Annotated in this window: 18 protein-coding genes and 1 other annotated feature; of the genes, 1 reads left to right on the forward strand and 17 read right to left on the reverse strand. The window is 46.4% G+C overall.

Annotation, left to right across the window (positions count from 1 at the left end; genetic code table 11):
- Positions 1-49: 49 nt before the first annotated feature.
- The 16 genes from NCCP2222_RS06245 to NCCP2222_RS06320 all read right to left on the reverse strand — a co-directional run bounded on the left by NCCP2222_RS06245 (position 50) and on the right by NCCP2222_RS06320 (position 17,223).
- Positions 50-1,090, reverse strand: coding sequence for an ABC transporter ATP-binding protein (locus tag NCCP2222_RS06245; protein WP_248510867.1), 1,041 nt, complete (start codon positions 1,088-1,090; stop codon positions 50-52).
- Positions 1,091-1,176: 86 nt separating this feature from the next.
- A complete protein-coding gene (locus NCCP2222_RS06250) occupies positions 1,177-2,112 on the reverse strand; it encodes an ABC transporter permease (protein WP_238080099.1) in 936 nt (311 codons plus the stop codon).
- A complete protein-coding gene (locus tag NCCP2222_RS06255) occupies positions 2,112-3,047 on the reverse strand; it encodes an ABC transporter permease (RefSeq protein ID WP_248510629.1) in 936 nt (311 codons plus the stop codon). Before NCCP2222_RS06255 ends, NCCP2222_RS06250 begins: the two co-directional genes overlap by 1 nt.
- Before the next feature lie 13 nt (positions 3,048-3,060).
- The gene (locus tag NCCP2222_RS06260) at positions 3,061-3,885 is read right to left on the reverse strand and encodes a M55 family metallopeptidase (RefSeq protein ID WP_248510631.1); all 825 of its coding nucleotides are present in this window, start codon (positions 3,883-3,885) and stop codon (positions 3,061-3,063) included.
- 178 nt (positions 3,886-4,063) lie between these two features.
- Positions 4,064-5,893, reverse strand: a complete 1,830-nt coding sequence (opp4A, locus tag NCCP2222_RS06265; RefSeq protein WP_248510633.1) for an oligopeptide ABC transporter substrate-binding protein — start codon at positions 5,891-5,893, stop codon at positions 4,064-4,066.
- 22 nt (positions 5,894-5,915) lie between these two features.
- A complete protein-coding gene (locus NCCP2222_RS06270) occupies positions 5,916-6,830 on the reverse strand; it encodes an ABC transporter permease (RefSeq protein ID WP_248510635.1) in 915 nt (304 codons plus the stop codon).
- A 25-nt stretch (positions 6,831-6,855) separates the two neighbouring features.
- Positions 6,856-7,824, reverse strand: a complete 969-nt coding sequence (opp4B, locus tag NCCP2222_RS06275; RefSeq protein WP_248510637.1) for an oligopeptide ABC transporter permease — start codon at positions 7,822-7,824, stop codon at positions 6,856-6,858.
- A 14-nt stretch (positions 7,825-7,838) separates the two neighbouring features.
- Positions 7,839-8,765 carry an ABC transporter ATP-binding protein gene (locus NCCP2222_RS06280; protein ID WP_248510640.1) on the reverse strand — a complete coding sequence of 309 codons (927 nt, stop codon included), beginning with the start codon at positions 8,763-8,765 and terminating at the stop codon, positions 7,839-7,841.
- Positions 8,746-9,801 carry an ABC transporter ATP-binding protein gene (locus NCCP2222_RS06285; protein WP_375709161.1) on the reverse strand — a complete coding sequence of 352 codons (1,056 nt, stop codon included), beginning with the start codon at positions 9,799-9,801 and terminating at the stop codon, positions 8,746-8,748. Before NCCP2222_RS06285 ends, NCCP2222_RS06280 begins: the two co-directional genes overlap by 20 nt.
- Positions 9,802-10,194: 393 nt before the next feature.
- Positions 10,195-11,166, reverse strand: coding sequence for a DUF4003 family protein (locus tag NCCP2222_RS06290; protein ID WP_248510644.1), 972 nt, complete (start codon positions 11,164-11,166; stop codon positions 10,195-10,197).
- A gap of 48 nt (positions 11,167-11,214) precedes the next feature.
- Entirely contained in the window at positions 11,215-12,009 is a 795-nt protein-coding gene (gene trpA / locus NCCP2222_RS06295; protein WP_248510646.1) for a tryptophan synthase subunit alpha, read from the reverse strand.
- Positions 12,006-13,211 (reverse strand): tryptophan synthase subunit beta, encoded by a 1,206-nt coding sequence (gene trpB / locus NCCP2222_RS06300; protein WP_375709162.1) that lies wholly within the window; start codon positions 13,209-13,211, stop codon positions 12,006-12,008. The genes trpA and trpB overlap by 4 nt, the downstream gene beginning before the upstream one ends.
- Positions 13,212-13,213: 2 nt before the next feature.
- A complete protein-coding gene (locus NCCP2222_RS06305; protein ID WP_248510648.1) occupies positions 13,214-13,825 on the reverse strand; it encodes a phosphoribosylanthranilate isomerase in 612 nt (203 codons plus the stop codon).
- Positions 13,822-14,613, reverse strand: a complete 792-nt coding sequence (gene trpC, locus NCCP2222_RS06310) for an indole-3-glycerol phosphate synthase TrpC (protein WP_248510650.1) — start codon at positions 14,611-14,613, stop codon at positions 13,822-13,824. The genes NCCP2222_RS06305 and trpC overlap by 4 nt, the downstream gene beginning before the upstream one ends.
- Positions 14,610-15,641, reverse strand: a complete 1,032-nt coding sequence (gene trpD / locus NCCP2222_RS06315) for an anthranilate phosphoribosyltransferase (RefSeq protein WP_248510652.1) — start codon at positions 15,639-15,641, stop codon at positions 14,610-14,612. Before trpD ends, trpC begins: the two co-directional genes overlap by 4 nt.
- Before the next feature lie 211 nt (positions 15,642-15,852).
- On the reverse strand, positions 15,853-17,223 hold the full coding sequence (locus NCCP2222_RS06320; protein WP_248510654.1) for an anthranilate synthase component I family protein: 1,371 nt from the start codon (positions 17,221-17,223) through the stop codon (positions 15,853-15,855).
- A 137-nt stretch (positions 17,224-17,360) separates the two neighbouring features.
- Positions 17,361-17,585, reverse strand: a binding site (T-box leader).
- A gap of 249 nt (positions 17,586-17,834) precedes the next feature.
- Here NCCP2222_RS06320 and rluF point away from each other — a divergent pair.
- Entirely contained in the window at positions 17,835-18,539 is a 705-nt protein-coding gene (gene rluF, locus NCCP2222_RS06325) for a 23S rRNA pseudouridine(2604) synthase RluF (RefSeq protein ID WP_248510660.1), read from the forward strand.
- 133 nt (positions 18,540-18,672) lie between these two features.
- Here rluF and NCCP2222_RS06330 read toward each other — a convergent pair.
- Positions 18,673-20,045 (reverse strand): ABC transporter permease (locus NCCP2222_RS06330; RefSeq protein ID WP_248510661.1); only part of this gene is annotated, 1,373 nt, incomplete at its 5' end.

Here is a 20,045-nt window from a genome sequence, read left to right on the forward strand (position 1 = left end):
CCCCTTTTGTATGTCTAAGCATATTCAAGCACTTTCGTGCGTACTACCATTACATTTGAAAAACATGTTTGGCGCGTTCATCCTGCAGCCAGCAATCCACTTTATGCGTTTCCGACAGCTCCGTTGTTCCTGGATATACTTTTTCACACACTTCCATGGCGAATGGACATCTTGCGGCAAACGGACAGCCGATCGGCGGTGCGAATAAATCTGGCGGCGTTCCATCAATTGGCTGCAGCTCCTCCTCTTTCAAGTCAAGCCGCGGAACGGAGGCCAGTAGCCCTTTTGTATAAGGATGCTGCGGAGAGTAGAACACTTCCCGCTTATCACCGATTTCAATAACTTTGCCGGCATACATGACGGCGATCCGATCTGCAATTTTCGCCACAACCCCGAGATCATGTGTGATCAGGATGATGGAAACACCTGTCCTCGCCTGAATCTCATCGAATAATTCGAGGATTTGTGCTTGGATGGTTACGTCCAGCGCAGTTGTCGGTTCATCTGCAATGAGTAATTCTGGTTCGCAGATCAATGCGATTGCGATAACGATCCGCTGCCGCATCCCTCCGGAAAATTGGTGTGGATATTGCTTCAATCGTTCCTCCGGATTTGGAATGCCGACGATTTCCAGCAATTCAACCGCTTTTTTCCGTGCTTCTGCCTTGCTCACGTTCTGGTGTGTACGCAATCCTTCGGTGAGCTGCTCTCCAATTTTCAAAGTTGGATTCAGCGCGGTCATCGGGTCCTGGAAGATCATCGAAATGTCAACTCCCTGCACCTTCCGCATGGCCGCTTTGTTCAGCTTCGTCAAATCCTTGTTTTTAAACAGGATCCGCCCGCTTTTGATTCGACCAGGCGGCTGGGGAATCAAACCCATAATCGTATTAGCCGTCACACTTTTCCCGCAGCCAGATTCTCCGACAACAGCAAGCGTTTCCCCTTTATACAAATCAAACGAAACACCACGAAGCGCCTGGACCTCACCGCCGAATGTCTTGAATGAAACATGAAGATCCTCTACAGCCAGCACCTTTTCGGAATAATCCGGCTGACGCTTGTGCTTCTGTCCCACTTGTTTCTCTGTCATCACCGCTTTTGGCAAAGACGGCACTTCCTCTTGTCGCTCTTTCACAAGTGCATTGGCATTCGCCAATTGTTGTTCATTCAAACCATTCACCTCCTCAGTTTCGGATCGAGTGCATCTTGCATACCGTCTCCGAGGACGTTAAATGCAAACATCGTCATTGAAATGAAAAACGCAGGGAAGAATAATCTCCACCAGTGGCCGGACAAAATGACCGGCAGCGCATCGTTCGCCATGACACCCCAGCTCGCGAACGGTGCCGAGATCCCAAGTCCGAGGAAACTGAGGAACGCTTCCGCGAAGATGGCACTTGGTACTGTCAAAGTCATTTGAACGATAATCGGCCCCATCGTATTCGGCAATAAATTGCGCCGGATAATTCGTGGCGTCCTGGCCCCAAACGACTTGGAAGCTGTGACAAATTCATAGTTTTTAATTTGCAATACTTGTCCCCTGACAATCCGCGCCATACCGACCCAGCCGGTAATCGTAAGCGCCACAATGATTGTCGTCAAACTCGAACCCATGATGACCATTAACAGGATGACGACGAGTAAGTGCGGCAGACCGTATAGCACTTCAATAATTCGCATCATGACCGAATCGGTACGGCCGCCTTTATAGCCGCTGATGCCCCCGTAAATAATGCCGATAAAGAAATCAATTAACGCAGCTGCTACCCCGACAAAGAGAGAAACTCTGGCGCCGTACCACGTACGGGTAAAGACGTCCCATCCTTTATCATCTGTCCCAAACCAATGCTCTGAAGAAGGCGGCATATTCTGTTTCGCATATTGTGTAGTTGTAATATCATGCGGCGATAGCATTGGCGCAAATATCGCAAACAGGGCAAGCAAGACAAGAAAGAATAACCCGCTCATTGCCAGCTTATTTTGCCGCAATCGGCGCCATGCATCTTGCCAGTAGGATAACGAAGGGCGGACAACTGATTCCGCCTTCTCCGCATCTTTTGCTACTGGTTTGAACCAATCATCTTGTGCTTGTGGCGGTTGATGGCTGACCATTAGGCATCGCCCTCCTTCCGATGAAGTTTAATGCGCGGATCCAGGAATCCGTACACGATATCGACGAGGAAGAGCATGAATACGAGAAAGGCACTATAGAAGACCGTCGAACCCATAATGACCGGATAATCACGGTTATTGATACTTTCAACGAAGTACTTCCCCATCCCTGGAATGGCGAAAATCCGCTCGATGACAAACGTTCCAGTCAAAATGCCCGCAAGCATTGTTCCCATAATCGTAACGATCGGCATAAGCGCATTACGCAAGGCGTGACGGAATACGATCCGAAACGGTGATAACCCTTTCGCACGGGCCATTTTCATATAATCCTGCGTCAGCACTTCCAGCATACTGGACCGGGTCAGCCTCGCAATAATGGCGGTTGGCCCCGTGGCCAGTGCTAATGTCGGTAATATCATATGCTTCGGACTGCTCCACGTCGCTGGGGGCAGCCACTGTAAATTAACTGCAAATTGCTGTATTAATAGAGTCGCTAGTACAAAGTTTGGCACGGATATCCCGATGACTGCGAATGTCATCGCTCCATAATCAATAATGCCGTTATGCCGTAACGCGGCAAATGTCCCTAAGGTAATCCCGGACAACACAGCCACGAGAATCGATACTATCCCCAGTTCAGCAGAAATAGGGAACCCTCGGGCCAGCTGTGTATTCACGGACTCGTTCGGTTTCTTAATGGAGGGACCGAAATCAAAGGTCACAATGGCTTTTAAATAATAGAGATACTGAATATGCGTCGGTTGGTCTAATTTATAGTACTTCTCCAAGTTCGCTTGGATGGTCGGATTCGATGTCCGTTCTTCATCGAATGGCGAACCAGGAATCGAATGCATTAAGAAAAACGTCAATGTCGCAATGATGAGGATGGTCGCAATCATCATGAAGAATCGTTTCACTATGTAAATGGCCATGCGGCTCTCCCCCTTAACAGAACTTGGTTTGCATGGCCAGTTCAACCATGACTAGCATTGCGCGGTACGCCTCCAAAATGTCCTTAGCTTCAAACTTCACAACGGTGGTCCCCGGTTCAATCTCACAGCCTGGCATCAACGCAGCCCATTCCGCCTGTCCATAATTCGTAAACTCTATGCGCAATGTAGGCTGCTTCGGTGGAACAAGCGGCTGAATAGACGAACGTTTTCCAATTGCCTCCGCTGTCTTCTCCTCCAATAGTGCACGTGCCTTTGTCGGATGCAGCGTCTTGACCGCAGACCGGCTGATGGACTGCTTGACCGCAGCTGTGACCACACCTGGAATGAGTGCTTCTGCTTCCCGGCATGCACAATCATCCCCTGCAACAAGAATGACCGGTACACCAAAATGCCCTGCCACATACGCATTCAATCCGAGTTCCCCAATTGCAACGTCATTGATATACATATTGCGGACGCCAAACGTCATCGAGTGGCTCATGACACCCGGTTGTCCTGCCCGTGCATGATAGCCTGCAAAAATCGCCCCATCAAATGTCTCATCCAAACTCTGCACCATCGAAAGCGCTTTCAAATCCCCAGTAATTAAATCAGCGTCTGGATGCAATTCCTCTACCAATAAGTTATTCATCTTGGAATGGCTATCATTGACCAGGACCTCTTCGGCTCCGTTCCCAACAGCAGCCCGGATGATCGCATTGGCTTCCTCTGTCATAATACGCCGCGCCCGCTCATAATTATGCCTGCTTGAATCAACAAACGTGTAGTCAGGCAATCCCGTAATTCCTTCCATATCAACCGAAACATACAACTTCAACCTGCATTCCCCCTGCTGTCAGAATATCACTATAAATCATTTTAATTGATTAGTAGGTATGTTTCACTGTATCAAATTTTTAAGAATATTTCAATACTGTAAAAAAAAATTTCACAAAAAAACCGCTACCCAGTTGACTGGATAGCGGCTTTTATTAATAGAAAGTTGGCACTGAGTCTTACTCAGATACGCCCCACTTCCATGGACGATAGTTTTCTGTGCCTGGTTCGATTGAATAGTTAACAACGCGCTTGTTAGCTGCCTCTAGAGCATAACGATAAACTGTCGGTGCTACTGGAACGTCCTCAACCATTAGCTCTTGCCATTGGTTGTAGATATCTTTACGATATTCAGTATCGAATGCCTTTTCAGATGTACCTGCTTTAAGGAGCTCGTCGTTCTTTTCGCTTGTGTAGCGAGTGTAGTTATAAGCTGCAGTTCTACCATAGAGACCTTCTGGGTCTGGATCGGAACCAGTTCCCCATGCTCCTTGGTAAATATCGATTTTAGGGTCATCTGCTTCTACCATGTCATAGAAGGAGTTGAATTCATGTAGACGGCCGTCAGTAAGTTGTACTTTGATACCTACGTCAGCCCAGTTTTGAATATAGAATTGAGCGATTGGCTCAGCTGTTTCGCCGCCCGACATAGAAGCAAAGTTCAAAACAAATTCGTTACCGCTTGCATCTTCACGGAATCCATCACCATCAACGTCCTTGAATCCTGCCTCATCAAGTAGTGCTTTCGCTTTTTCTGGATCGTAAGATGGTGTTTTAATGCTTGCATCATGGAAGCTTGCAAATACAGGAATGATTAATGTTGTAGCCGGGAAACGAAGACCATGGTAAAGTTCCTTACCGATTGTTTCGTTATCCATTGCATACCACATAGCTTGACGCACACGCTTGTCAGCCAATTTTGCATTAGGATCTGTAACGTTTTCCTTCTTTTCTTTGTCCCACTTACCAAGTTTGAAACCAATATAAGTATAAGCTAGATCAACCTTTGCCAATAGTTCAATATTATCGATTTCTTTCGCCTTTAAGTATTGGTCTGCTGGGATAGTTGCTAGATCAACATCACCTTTTTTAACAGCTTCTATAATAGCTACTGGGTTTACAACTTTCAATACGACAGACTTAAGCGCTGGCTTACCTTTGTAGTAGTCATCATAGCGTTCAAATAGTACGGATTCACCCGGAACAATTTTAGCTACTTTATAAGGTCCGAATCCGATTGGGCTTACACGGATCTTATCAGAAGCCTCAAGTTCTTCAATCGTTAGATCGCCCTTCATGACATCTCCCACATAGTGTCTTGGAACTGGAACAGACCATACACCAGACAGGATCGACGGAGTTGCCTCAGTGTAAGTGATCGAAATTTCCTTTTCATCTTCAGAAACTTTAATGCCAGAAATTTCTTTCGTTTCACCAGCATGATACGCAGGCATACCCTCTACGTTTTCAATTGTGAATGTATAGCGAGTTCCAGTGTAATCTGGGTGACCAAGAAGCTCGTAAGCATAGAGTAGGTCGCTTGCTTTTACCGGCTCGCCGTCATGCCATTTCACGCCATCTTTTATTTTGATTGTAATCGTCTTATTATCGTCAGATACTGTATACTCTGCAGCACCATTGTTAGTGATCAAGTAGTCACCATCTAATTCTAATAAATCCTCGTCAAAATAAGTCATGATTTCTGCATCCGGTCTGCCGGAATAGAACACACGGTTAAGTGTACCTTCAAATGGAGTGTCGGATACTAATGCAACTGTCATTTCTCCATCTTCTATCGGTTCTGCCGTGTTAGAAACTGATAAAGGAAAATCGAGTCCAGCAGATGCATCTTCTGCATCTTCTCCTTTAGTTTCTTCAGAACCTTTGTCATTGCCTTTTGCCGGCTCTTTTTCACCGGTTTTCTTGTCGTCTTTGCCTGAACATGCAGCTAAAAACACACTGAGAACAAGCATCAAACTAGCAAGCAACAAAAATTGTTTTTTTGCCATTTGTATTACCTCCCCTTATTTTTTAGGCTAATCTTTGCCTTGCATCGGACGCGCGTTTGACCGCTTGACCGATATAATTTATACACAACATCATTACTAAAATTAGTAATGCTGCAGGTAACCAAACCCACCACTTATTTTGCACAATATCAGGAGTACGCGCGAATGAGATCAATGTTCCAAGCGAAGGCGTACCTGACGGTAAACCAAAACCAAGGAACGTCAAGCCAGTCTCCACTCCGATATTTCCTGCAAGTGTAAGTGTCATATTAACAATGACGAGGGAACTCAAGTTAGGAAACATTTCGAAAAACATGATTTTCAAACTTGGTGTGCCCAACGTCCTGGAGGCATTGATATAATCAAGCTCCCGTTCTTGTAATGCTCTGGAGCGGATAAGCCTCGCTTTACCGAACCAGGCGAATGCACTCATAATGAGGACAAAAGTCACTACTGTATAGTTAGGAACAATTACAACGAATACAATAATGAACATAGTTGAAGGAAGAACCATTAAAAAATCTAAAATCCTCATCATAATGTTATCAATTTTTCCACCATAGAATCCCGCAATTAAACCGTATGTCAGACCAAGTAGACCAGCTATTAAGGTAACCATGAATCCGATAGTGAAAGAGTTTCGGGTTCCAAGCATCAGTTGGCCAAATACATCCCGTCCTCCGTCATCGGTTCCTAACCAATGTTCCGCGGACGGTGCCTTCCAAACATTCAAAAAGTTTACGCGGTGCTGAGCTTCTTGGTCAATATATAGTGGTGACAAATAAGCTGACAAAAGGATAATTATCAATATTATTAGTGAGCCTAGTGCCATTTTATCATGAGTTATTTCTCGCCAAATCGTTCTCAGTAACGATGGGTTATTCGCCTTTTCTTTCGCGATGAGTTGTTTTTCATCTACTATAACTGTATCTTTCATGAGTTTCCCCTCCTTTTCCTTCTATCTATTCAATACGGATTCGCGGATCAACAATGCTTAGTATAATATCCGAAAGCATTGTACCGATAATTACAGCAGTTGAAGAAATTAATACGAGAGCTGTAACGACGGAGTAATCACGTGTTGAAATGGATTGAATGAAAAGAAATCCAAGGCCAGGGTAGCTAAAGATGGACTCGATAAAGATCGATCCGGTAATCATAAGGGTAATTTCCATACCAAGGAATGCTGCAATTGGCAAAAGGGAATTTCGAAGGATATGACGTATATATACTTTTCCTTCCGGTACCCCTTTTGCACGAGCTGTTTTAACATAATCTTTTAATTTTTGGTCAATAATATCATTTCTTAGATATTGGATTGTGCTATATGTGGCAATAAGTGCACCTGACAGGACAGGTAGAACTAAGTGTTTTGCTCTACTAACAAAATAATCCCACGTTCCCTCTTCAAGTTTAATGTCAACACTGCTACCGTAAGGGAGCCAGCCAAGAACAAAGCTAAATAGGTACATCATTAACAATGCAAATACAAAAACTGGTGTTGCGAATGCAAAATAATTATACGTTACAATAATCTTGTCAGCCCAAGTGTCTGTCCATCTACCCGAAATAATACCTAGAGGTATGGCAATTATATAAGTAACAACTAGGGTGAAAAAAGACAAAAGTAATGTATTTTCCACTTTACCAGCCAATAGGTGGGTAACAGGCTGTTTATGCACGTATGACTGGCCAAAATCGCCTTGCACTGCATTTCCTAACCAGCGTCCGTATTGTTGATACCAAGGATCATTAAGACCGAGCTTTTCCCTAATCTTCTGTATCTGTTCCTGCGAGACATCCGGATTCCCTTGGAAAGCCCCTGTAAGAGCATCCCCAGGCATGGCTTTCGCCAGCAAGAATACGATAATACTGACAAGAATGATTTGTGGGATCATGATCAATGTTCTACGCAAAATAAACTGTAACATTCACATTTTCCCCCTTACTGCATGGCAACGGAATGCGACTCTGAAATTCTCTTCAAATCATACATCCGTCCATCTTTATCAAAATAATTGTTATAGTCGTTTTGGTATTCCTGATTAATTGATTGTCTAAGATGCATTTTCTCAAACCGCTTTTCAGGGTCCAATTCAGGGATAGCTGCAATTAAGCGCTTTGTATAAAGATGCTGTGGATTATTATAAATTTCTGAAGCCGTCCCTTCTTCGACAAAACGTCCCCGATACATGATGCCAATCCGGTCACACATATGCTGTATAATTCCAAGGTCATGCGAGATGAAAAGGTAAGTCAAACCAAAATCCTCTTGAATCTCTTGCATAAAATTCAGCACTTGCGCCTGAACGGAAACATCCAATGCCGAAACCGGCTCATCCGCAATGATGAGTTTTGGCTTAAGAGCTAATGCCCGAGCAATACCGATACGTTGGCGTTGCCCACCTGAAAATTGGTGAGGGTACTTGTAAATTGATTCCGGGCTTAATCCAACTCTAGCCACAAGTTCTTGAACACGCAGTAATTCTTCCTTAGGTGAAAGTCTTTCAAAGTTGCGAAGTGGTTCAGCAATGATATTCAAGACATTTTTACGAACATTCAAGGATGAATATGGATCTTGGAAGATCATTTGAATGTCTTTTGTATGTTTTCGTCTTTCCATTCGTCCCATTTTAGCCAAGTCTTTACCTTCAAATAACAACTCACCTGATGTGACATTGTTAAGTCCGATAATGGCACGGCCGGATGTCGTTTTTCCACAACCAGATTCACCTACTAAGCCATATGTTTCGCCAGGCTGCAGTTCAAAACTGATACCATCCACGGCTTTTACATGGTCTACAACACGGCGGAAAAAACCGCCCCGAATTGGATAATGTATTTTCAAGTCATTAACTTTCAGTAGCGACATATTCGTTCTCTCCTACTCTGTCCTCCGGAAAGTAGAACGTTTTATAGCATGAGCAACGGACAAAATGATTCGGTTCCGCTTCATGCATTTCCGGTCTTTCTTCATGGTCTTCTTCAGGGATCCAAGCGATCCGTGGAGCAAACCTGCATCCGGTACGATCAAGATTTTGAAGAGATGGAACAATTCCGTCAATTACATGCAGTTTCTCTTTCCCTTCAAAATTCGCAGGAATCGAATTCAATAGTGATCGTGTATAGGGATGCAATGGGTTTTCAAACAGATCTTTAACATCCGCCATTTCCACGATTTCGCCTGCATACATAACTACGACACGATCTGCCATCTCCGCAACAACTCCAAGGTCATGCGTGATGAGGATAATGCCCGTCTTCGTCTGATTTTGAAGCTCCTTCATCAAATCCATAATTTGGGCTTGAATCGTAACGTCCAAAGCGGTCGTTGGCTCATCCGCAAGTAATACGACGGGATCACACGAAAGTGCGATAGCGATGACGACCCGTTGTCTCATCCCGCCCGACAATTCATGAGGATATTGCTCATAGACGCGTTGTTCGTTTTTGATACCGACTCGTCTTAGTAATTCCAATGTACGATTCTTCTTTTCCGAAGCCGAAAGTTTCAAATGGTAATCCATCGGCTCTTCGATCTGCCTGCCGATTGTTGCAAGCGGATTCAGGGCAGTCATCGGATCTTGGAAGATCATCGCAATATCTTTGCCTCGTATTTTATTGAATTTTGCTAGAGGCAACTCCAGAAGGTTCTGATTTCCGAAATTAATCTCACCTTCCAGCTTCGTATTTTTCAAGTTGTGCAATCCCATAATTGAATTTGCCAGGGCACTTTTCCCACAACCCGATTCCCCTACGATGGCTACGACTTCATTCTCGTGAACTGTTAAGGAAACTCCGTCAACCGCCGCATAATAATTGCCTTTAATATTAAACGAGGCACGGAGATCATTAATTTCCAAGACCGGGTTCTTCAAGAAAACTTCCTCCTTACTATTTTGACACATGTATGAATAACTAATTTTCAGATTTTGATAAAAGTTATTGGACTCAATATACTACACAATCCTTGTCCTGACAATACTATTTTTTTAGAATATCAAAACATTGAACCATTTCAAATGTTACAATCTCATTACAAACCTTGATATGTAAGCGTTTTCTAAATAGGTGCGGGTATACAAATTTTTTTGGCCTTTTTATGCTTTTTCTTAGTAACACAGAAAAGAGACTTCGCTACTGTTGTATAACGAAGTCCCAAAAATAGAAATCAGATATAGTATTTTCTAGATTATTTCCTGCTTATTTCTTTTAAGTTTACTTGGTATCTAGCTTTATATTTTACCAGCATATTCTAAATTTATTTTATTAGCATAATCATTATTCACTTTTAAGCAATTTCAGCTTTGGCTTGAAGATGCTGCCGAGGATGCTGCTACCGCTCCTACCGTTGCTGCCATTACCGCTTGCTGGGCTCGCAAAATCATTTCAACAGAAGTGGCAAGGCTGACACTGATCTGGTCAGCACTTTCAGTCAGCTGATGCATGACATATCCGATTGCAATGGAAAGTGCCATTTCACGGTTCCATCTGAACAGTTTGGACTGCTCCAGCTGTTTCGCAAGATTGATGATTTGCATGACTCCTTCATCATCCATTTGGAACACTGTCAAAAATCCAATCATTGGATAATGGACAGGCTTCACTTTCGTTCTGTCTTTTAACAGGATAGAGATTTCCTCTGCCCTATCGACACGTTCGGGTGAGAACTCGATGTCCATGTAGGTCATCACTTGGGAGAGCCATTGCAGTTCATTGCCAGAGCGGAAACCTTTCTTTCGGAATGCGTCGTAGTAGTCTCGCATGGATTGAGCATGCTCTACCGGGTCTTCCTCTTTTCTTCCCAACAGCATGGCGTAGGCATAATCATCATCAGAAGTTAAAAGGAAGTGCTGTTTCTTCATGGCATCGAATAAAGCCTTTGCACGGCGCGCATCCGTTTCATCATCAGCCGGATTGTCGGACATTAGCAAAGCGGCCAAGTAGGAATGAATCGAATTCTTAAAACCATGGCTTCGCAACACCTTCTGTTTTTCAATCAATCGCTCGGCCGCCTGTTCAGTCGATTTGGAATGGGACAAAAACGCCGCCATCATCGGAAGAAGATTTCCTCGCAGCGGGGAAAACCACCCCGTCCTTGACTTCAGTTCATCCATCGCCCGATTGAAAGTGAAAGCATCAAATTCTGTACCCGCTGTCACATAATAAGATGTGATGGTCAATACTACGTTTTTATCGACACTCCAGCCAGCCAGCGATTTCACTTTCTCATACGTCGTCTCCACTTCCTGCAAGATCATTTCTGTCCTCATTCCGCACCTCTCCTTTCTAATAAGTACGAGAGAGGGACCTAAAAAGTTTCAATGAGCTGCCCTCATTTTCGTTTTCGAAGCCTCGATAAGCTGGCTAATCCTTGCTGTATCGCCGTTATCGAAGGCATCGACTATGGCGCTTCCAACAATTACACCATCTGTATGAATGCTTAGTTGTTCCACATGAGCCGGGGTGGATATACCAAAACCCGCCAGAACCGGAACAGGGCTGATCGACTTTAGGCTTTGTAGATGAGTGGCCAGTGATTCATTAAATCCTTCCCTTGCTCCCGTAATTCCATTTACCGTGACAGCGTAGATGAAGCCTGTCGATTGCTCGGCTATGGCGGCCATCCTTTTTTGATCGCTAGTCAGCGAAACAAGCTGTATCAATGCGATTCCATTTTCAGTGAGCAATTCTTTTATGTGCCCGCTTTCCTCCAGAGGCAAATCAGGGATTATCAATCCGCTGACGCCACTTTCCCGAAGACTTTGCACAAATGCATCCATCCCATAAGCTAGTATTGGATTTAAATAGCTCATGATCAGCAGGGGCATTTCCGGTTTGACCTCTTTTTTAAAGGATTGGAGAGACTGCAACACAGCACGAAGCGTCACCCCTTCAGCCAATGCCCGCTCTCCTGCTTGTTGAATCGTCTCCCCATCCGCAACAGGATCGGAAAACGGAATGCCGATTTCAATTGCGGTCGCACCCGCGTCTTGGAGGAATAAAACCTTATCACGCAAGGAACCAAGGCCGCCATCTCCTGCCATAATATACGGGACAAACGCTTTTCTTCCCTGTTCGACACAAGATCGGATACTTTTTTCGACTTGATTCATCTTGTGCCACCCCCTAAAGCATCTCGCACTGTTTGAACGTCTTTATCTCCGCGACCTGACAAGCAGACAACGACAACTTCATCCGGCCGCATCCCTTTCGCCAATTCGGCAACATACTGGATGGCATGCGCACTTTCTAGCGCCGGGATGATCCCTTCTGTTTCAGACAGCAATCGCAACCCGGCGAGAGCGCCTTCGTCTGTCACAGACGTATAGACCGCCCGCCCGATGTCATATAAATGACAATGCTCCGGACCGACGGCGGGATAATCCAATCCAGCGGAAATCGAGTGAGCCTCTTGGATAAACCCATCTTCGTCTTGGAGGATATACATATACGCCCCATGCAAAACACCTTCTTTGCCTCCAGCTATTGCTGCAGCATGAAGCCCCGTTCCGATGCCGCTTCCTGCTGCCTCCACCCCGTAAAGGGCCACCTTTTCATCCTTCACAAAAGGATGGAACATGCCGATCGCATTGCTTCCTCCGCCAATACAGGCGACAACCGCGTCGGGAAGACGTCCTTCCTTTTCAAGGATCTGCCTTCTCGTCTCCACTCCGATTACCCGCTGAAAGTCGCGGACAATACGCGGGAACGGATGGGGGCCAAGTGCGGAACCTAGAATGTAGTGCGTGTCTTCGACATGAGCCACCCAATACCGCAGTGCTTCATTGACCGCATCCTTCAACGTACCGGAACCTTTCTCCACCGGGACCACTTTTGCTCCCAGCAGTTCCATTCGAAATACATTCAGTTCCTGCCGGCGCACATCTTCTTTGCCCATGAAGATGATACAATCGAGCCCGAACAAGGCACATGCTGTTGCCGTTGCCACGCCATGCTGTCCTGCGCCGGTTTCCGCTACGATTTTCCGTTTTCCCATCCGCATCGCAAGCAGTGCCTGGCCGATCGAATTGTTAATTTTATGGGCACCTGTATGATTCAGGTCCTCACGCTTCAAATAAATCTTCGCTCCGCCAATCTTCTTCGTTAGACGTTCAGCGAAATAGAGCGGTGTTTCTCTTCCGACAAAATCTCGCAAATAATAATCCAGTTCTTCGGTGAATGTAGGATCCTGACTGGCGTCATCATATGCCGCTTCCAACTCAATTAGTGCAGACATTAATGTTTCCGGGACGTATTGTCCGCCAAACTTCCCGTATCGTCCTTTCTGTTTCACTGAACCGCTCATCTGTTCCATGCTCATCTCTCCTCTTCCTTGACCGCACGGACGAACGCGCGGATCAATGATTCGTCTTTTCGGTTATTCCGCTCGACACCGCTCGACACATCGACCATTGCCGGACGAACCTTTCGAATGGCTTCCTGTACATTTTCGCTCGTCAAACCGCCTGCCAGGATCATCTGCTTCCTAGGCAGATCACCTTCCAGTAAACTCCAGTCAAATACCTTTCCGGTGCCACCTTTAAATTCAATGCCTGGCGTATCCACAAGGATGTATTGAGTATTGCATAACTTTATAAGTTCTTTGTCTTTCTTACTACGCATTGATACTACTTTAATAGAAGGAAGACCTATATTTTCAATGAACTCTAGAGATTCATTTCCATGATATTGAATAAAATCAAGCGGCACTTCCTGAAAGGCCTGCCTGACTTCATTCGCGCTTGGATTGACGAACACGCCAATTTTCATCACACCTTCTGGAACGGATTGTGCCAGTTGCTTTGCAAGTTGAACGGAAACCCGCCTCCGGCTCGGCGCAAATACAAAACCGATTGCGTCCGCTCCGGCGTGAACAGCGGCCTGCACATGTTCAGGTTCCATAAGACCACAAATCTTCACCTTGGTCATAAGGGCGTTCCCGCCTTTTTCACTCGCAAGCTTCGAAGCGAATCCTGTACAGACGAACTCCGCATGAGTGTCTCTCCGACCAAAACTGCGCTCGCTCCAACACTCGCCACCCGAATGGCATCCTCTTCCCCCGCAATTCCGCTTTCACTAATTAACACTCGATTCTCTTCATAAGGAAAATGAGCGGCCACTTCCTCTGTTCTTGTAAGTTCCACATGGAACGTACGCAAGTCCCGGTTATTCACGCCAATCAACTTGGCATCAATTGAAAGTGCTCTTTGCAGCTCGCTAGAATCATGGACCTCCACGAGAACCTCCAATCCGAGTCCTGTGGCATAGTCGTACAGCCTTTTCAGTGTCATGTCGTCGAGCGCCGCCACAATAAGAAGGATGACAGAGGCACCCGCCTGTTTTGCCCGGTCAATCTGTACTTCATGAATCATAAAATCTTTGCAAAGAATCGGGATTTCTACATAATTTGCAACGAGTGACAAGTCGTCGAAGGATCCTTTAAAAAACGGTCCGTCAGTCAGGACGGAAATGCACGCAGCGCCAGCTTGTTCATACTGCTGTGCCTGCAGAACAGGATTTGCCCCTTCTGCAATCAACCCTTTGGAAGGTGACGCACGTTTGATTTCTGCAATGACCTGCAAGTCATCTGCATTTTTCAAAGTTTGGAATAACGAGGGTCGTGCTGGTCTATTTTGTTCGTAAGCCTTCGGTTCATCGATCAGCATGCGCTTCACTTCCAGTCGTTTCTCCTGCAAAATCGTATCTAAAATGGTCATTGGGCTACAACCTCCCGCTCGACTTGGTCACTATACGCGATAACCGCTTCAAGTTTCTGCTCCGCCCGGCCCGATAGAATACTGTCTTTCGCCAAATCAATTCCTGCTTTAATTGTCGGCACGATTCCGTTTGCAAAAATGCCAATCCCCGCATTCAAGACAACCGTATCAAACCGGGGACCTCGCTCCCCCCTGAAAATTGACCGGATCATTTCCGCATTTTCCTCCGGGCTGCCTCCCTGTATGGCGGATGGCGGCGCATACGATAAACCAACATCCTCAGGAGTCAGGCTGAAAGGAATTAAATCTCCCTTATCGAGCAAGACAAATGAATTTTGTCCAGCAAGCGAAGCCTCATCCAGGCCACCCGGACCCGAAACAACAATGGCGCGCTCCCTGCCGAGCATTCGAAGAACGGAAGCATACTCCATCACAAAATCCGGACGGTTAATCCCTGTGAATTGCGACTTAATGCGAATCGGATTCGTCAGAGGACCAACCAAATTGAAAATTGTCGGCTTCCCAATCCGGCGCCGGACCGCACCGACTTGTTTCATTTTCGGATGGACCGTCGGAGCAAACAGAAAGGAGAGTCCTTCTTCCTCAAGCAGCCGCCCCATATCGGACACCTTCAAGTGCGAATGTATTCCGAGTGCATCAAGTACATCATGGCTCCCCGACTGGCTCGACACTTTCCGATTTCCATGCTTCGCCACCTTCACACCTGCGCCCGCGAGGACAAAGGCGGACGCGGTGCTTATATTAAAACTATTCGACCCGTCGCCCCCTGTACCGCAATTATCCAAATAATGATCTTCCCGGACGGGGAACGGACTGGCATGGGAAGACATCACCGAAGCAAGCGCCGCCACTTCCGACGCCGTCTCCCCTTTCTTGGCAAGCGCCGTAAGAAATGCTGCCATCTCGTCCAGATCAACCTCTTCTGCAAACATTTCGTTTGCCACTGTCTTCATTTCTTCATATAACAAGTGGCGGCCTTCCTCAACTTTTCTCGTAAACTGTCTCATAACTCATCTCTCCTCTGCTCTTTCCTTCCGCTTGCCGTTTTATGCGGCGCGTGGTTGACTGGATTTAGCGTGCGGAACTGTTTTTTGGCGTTCAGCCTGGTTTTCTGGCGTTCGACCTGGCTTTCTGGCGTTCAGCTCGATTTTCTGGCGTTCGGCCTGACTTTCTGGCGCTCAGCTTGATTTTCTGGCGTTTGGCTTGACTTTCTGGCGTTCATTCAAATCCAGTCATCAGCAAAGACCTTGCTTTATTCTCTGTCTCCTTGTATTCCAAAACCGGCACTGATTCTTTAACGATTCCAGCACCCGCTTGAACGATCGCTTTTCCGTCTTGGATGAGCATTGTGCGGATGGTGAGAGCGAAATCGATGTTGCCGTTCAGCCCGATATAGCCGATGGCACCGCCGTAGATGCCACGGGAATTAGGTTCCAGTTGTGCAATAATATCCATCGCCACCCGCTTCGGCGAGCCGGTCACGGTACCGGCAGGCAACGTTGTTTGCAGTGCATCGAGCGCATGCAAGCCTGGTAATAAGGTTCCTTCTACTTCGGATACGAGATGCATGACGTGCTCATAGCGTACTGTTTCCATGCAGCTTGAAACATGTACCGTTTCCGCTTCACAAACAGCCGTCATCTCCCTTTTGCTTAACTCGACAAGCATTTGGTGTTCAGACAGTTCTTTCGGATCGTTTCGCAGCTCCTCTTCAAGTGCAATATCTTCAGCTTGATCCTTTCCGCGCCGGCGCGTGCCAGCGATCGGATTTGTCATAACGGTGTCACCGGATACCCGGACCAAACTTTCCGGAGAAGTGCCGATGACTGTATGATCCTCAAACTCCATGTAGTACATATACGGAGAGGGGTTCCGCTTGCGCAACTTGCGATACAGAACAAACGGATCGCCTTCTATGTCGGCTTCCATCCGTCTCGAAAGGACGATCTGCTCCGCCGTCCCTTCGGCAATGAAGCACTGTGCCTCCTCGACTTTCTCTTCAAAGGTTTGCCGGGTTTGATTGCTTCGAAATTCGGACAAAGCTACCGGTTTCTCTTCTTCTACCGGCCCGTTTGTAATTTTGTCGGCCAATGCTTCCAAGTCCGGCGTACTTCCCGTTTCAGGATGAATTTTGGTATGCAATAGGGTCACTTCATTTAGCAGATGGTCGAAAATGATGACAGTATCGTAAATATTGAAATTAGCATCAGGGAATCCAGATTCATCTGTCACCTCATCATTCACTTTTGCTGCCCCATAGCCGACGTACCCAACGGCCCCTCCCATGAACGGATACGGTACTGCCTCTGCAATCCTCGGCATAAGCCGTTTCAATAATGTAAACAACTCTCCCTCATGCGAATAGGACACACCGGTTTGATATACAAACTCCTCCACTTTTCCCGCTTTTCCTCGATAGGCTTTAATAGGATTAACGCCAATAAAGGAATACCGTCCCGATCCTTCATGCTGGGATGAACTCTCCAATAAAAAACGCTGCGTCCCGTGCAACCGCCTGAAAATTAGGATCGGCGTCAAGGAATCCCCTTCGATTTTCTTCTCTGTCATGCGTATACTCGTCTTCTCCATACAAATCTCTCCTCATCTCATTCTGGAAAGAACAGCAAGAACTGTGTTGCATAAGAAGACTTATATTGGACCGACACGCTTCTGCGGTCTTTCAATAAAATAAAAAATCCTCTGCAACTGGACAGAAAAGTCCAGTTGCAGAGGACGGGTTACCCGCGTTGCCACCTCTTATTGAAGCCATTATAGGCTCCCGCTTGGCGTGTCAGTACGACACTTCCCGTAACGTGGGAATGACGTCCATCCGAAAAAACTCCAGACGGCTCTCATAAGTCCATTCACGCCGGCCGCGGATCAGTTCCCACCATCCACTGACTCTCTGCACACACGGTTTCAGCGCTACTCCTCTTATTCAACAATTTCTCAGCTATGCTCTTCTCAACTCATCTCTTCTGTCCTAGGGCGGCGCCGCTCCCAGCTCCTCTACCCGTTCCGAACAAAAAAGTTGTAATCACTTTACTATTCTTTCTTTCAATTGTCAACCTTTTGATAATATATGATGTTAGCACTGGGTGTAGAAGGATTGGACCTTTTATTGGTGCCATCAACTTTGCGTGGAAAGGAACGAAGCGATACAATGAGAGAAAGAATTTCGAAATCAGGTGACAAATCATATGCGAATCAACAAATTTTTAAGCGAAGCCGGCATCGTTTCCCGGCGCGGTGCGGATAAATGGATAGAAGACGGCCGTGTCACCATTAACGGCCAATTGGCTGAACTCGGCAGCCGCGTGGAACCAGGGGATGATGTCAAGGTTGATGGAAAGCCGGTCCAAACCGAAGAGCAGCTCGTCTATATCGCGCTTAACAAACCAGTCGGCATTACGAGTACGACAGAACGCCATGTGGAAGGGAATGTCGTCGACTTTGTCAATCACCCGCTCCGCATTTTTCATATCGGGCGTCTCGACAAAGATTCAGACGGCCTCTTGCTCCTGACGAACGACGGCGACATCGTGAATGAAATATTGCGCGAGGAGCATGGACATGAGAAAGAGTATATCGTTACGGTCGACCGTCCCCTCACAAAAGAATTCATTCGCCAAATGGAATCAGGCGTCAATATTCTAGGTACGACAACAAAGCCTTGTAAAGTGAAACAGCTGGGGCCGCGGAAATTTAATATTACTTTGACGCAAGGTCTCAATCGGCAAATCCGCCGCATGTGCTCGGCACTCGGCTATCAGGTGCGGCGCCTCCAACGCACTCGGATCATGAACATCCATCTCGGCAATCTGCCTGTCGGAACGTGGCGGGATTTGACAGAGAAGGAACTTCAAGAACTGTTTACTTTGCTTGAATATGAGCCAAAGCGGTAATTTCTTGCACAATCAACGGCAAAAGGAGACGTCCTCATTACCATCGAGGCGTCTCCTTTTATATACCTGCACTTTAGTTCTGCCTCATTGTCGGCAATATTAATTCGCTTTGCTTTAGGCTGCACACCATGTCTTAGACTTCGGCCACAGAATGTTTTCTCTTCTTCAAGCTCTTCTTCTCAAAGCTCATCCAGAAATACGTCACTACCAACAAAATGACCGTAGTTCCGAGTAGCATCGCGCAGGCCATTGTGACGCTGATTGCTGGATTATTCAATAACGTGAGTATTTCTCCGTTTACGATTTTCGGGACGTTCAAGTACAAAAACGGAGAGAATTGGGCAAAATCGTCCAGCTTCCAGCTCGCCAAGTACCCCGCCACGCTGATCAAGCCAGTCAAAGCATATACAACAAGCGGCTGTCGTGCGACCAACCCAATAATATTAGCAAGTGCGATCAGAAACAGGGTGACACATACATAGAGCAATAAGGCCTTCAGCAAATATTCACCAAGCGGCATGAACGTATAGCCGCCTTCGAATGCCCGGTTTCCCGTGAAGTCAAACGACTGTTTTTCGTAATTACTATGGTAGCGGAGGACAGGGTACATCCAGTCACCGAACCGGTTGAATATCGTTCCAACGAGCACAACGAATAGGAATGTGACCATAGCGCTGCCCATAGCGACAACTGAGGAATAGATTGTCTTCCCAAGGAAAAGGGAACGCCGCTTGATCGGCATTGTCTCCAGCAAATGTAGTGTTGGCCGTTTCCCTCGTTCGCCGGAGAATCCTGAGCCAACGAGTAAGATCAGAAGACACATTGGAATGAAAAACAGATAATCCCGGAACACCATGTAAAGCGAGAATAAGCCACTGTGATCCATGTTGCGGTACAACTTTCTACTCCATTCCTTCGCTTTCCGATCCTCTGGCTTCCATTGTTCGTGGATGTTTGAAATATACGAACCCGGAAAAACTGGCTTGATGTTATGCTCCTTCATCCATTCCTTTTGCAAGATAGCCGCTTCATAACCAAACAAGCTCTCGGGGATGTGGACGCCTTTCTTAGATTCCGCCACCATATCGAGCCTTCGATGATCTTCGAATAACTGATAGTCATACACCGGCGCCCACTTTTCCTCCTTGTAAGCGGCGGCCGCTGTAGCTGCAAGTGCCGCTCTTTCACGCGCCTCTGCAATCATGTCATTGTAATAATCGATATTGTGGCCATAGATAAACTCGCCGTTCTCGCCATTCTGATTCGCTTCCTCGATTGACTTCTCTGTTTCCCTAATCCTCTCCTCGAAATATGGGATCAGTTCGTTTTCAGTTTGCAGCGGTTCGTTTGCGAGCTTGCCAATCGTTTCACTCTCCTTCTCCTTCACCTGCTCCGCAAGGAATACATAACCGGCAATAACGGCAATGGCGAGCACAACCATTATCTGGCCCAGCAAACCTCTGCGTTTGGATTTCCGCCATTCAAATGCACTCATTGTCAGTGCAG

The organism is Sporosarcina sp. NCCP-2222 (genome assembly GCF_023168145.1).
Lineage (GTDB): Bacteria > Bacillota > Bacilli > Bacillales_A > Planococcaceae > Sporosarcina.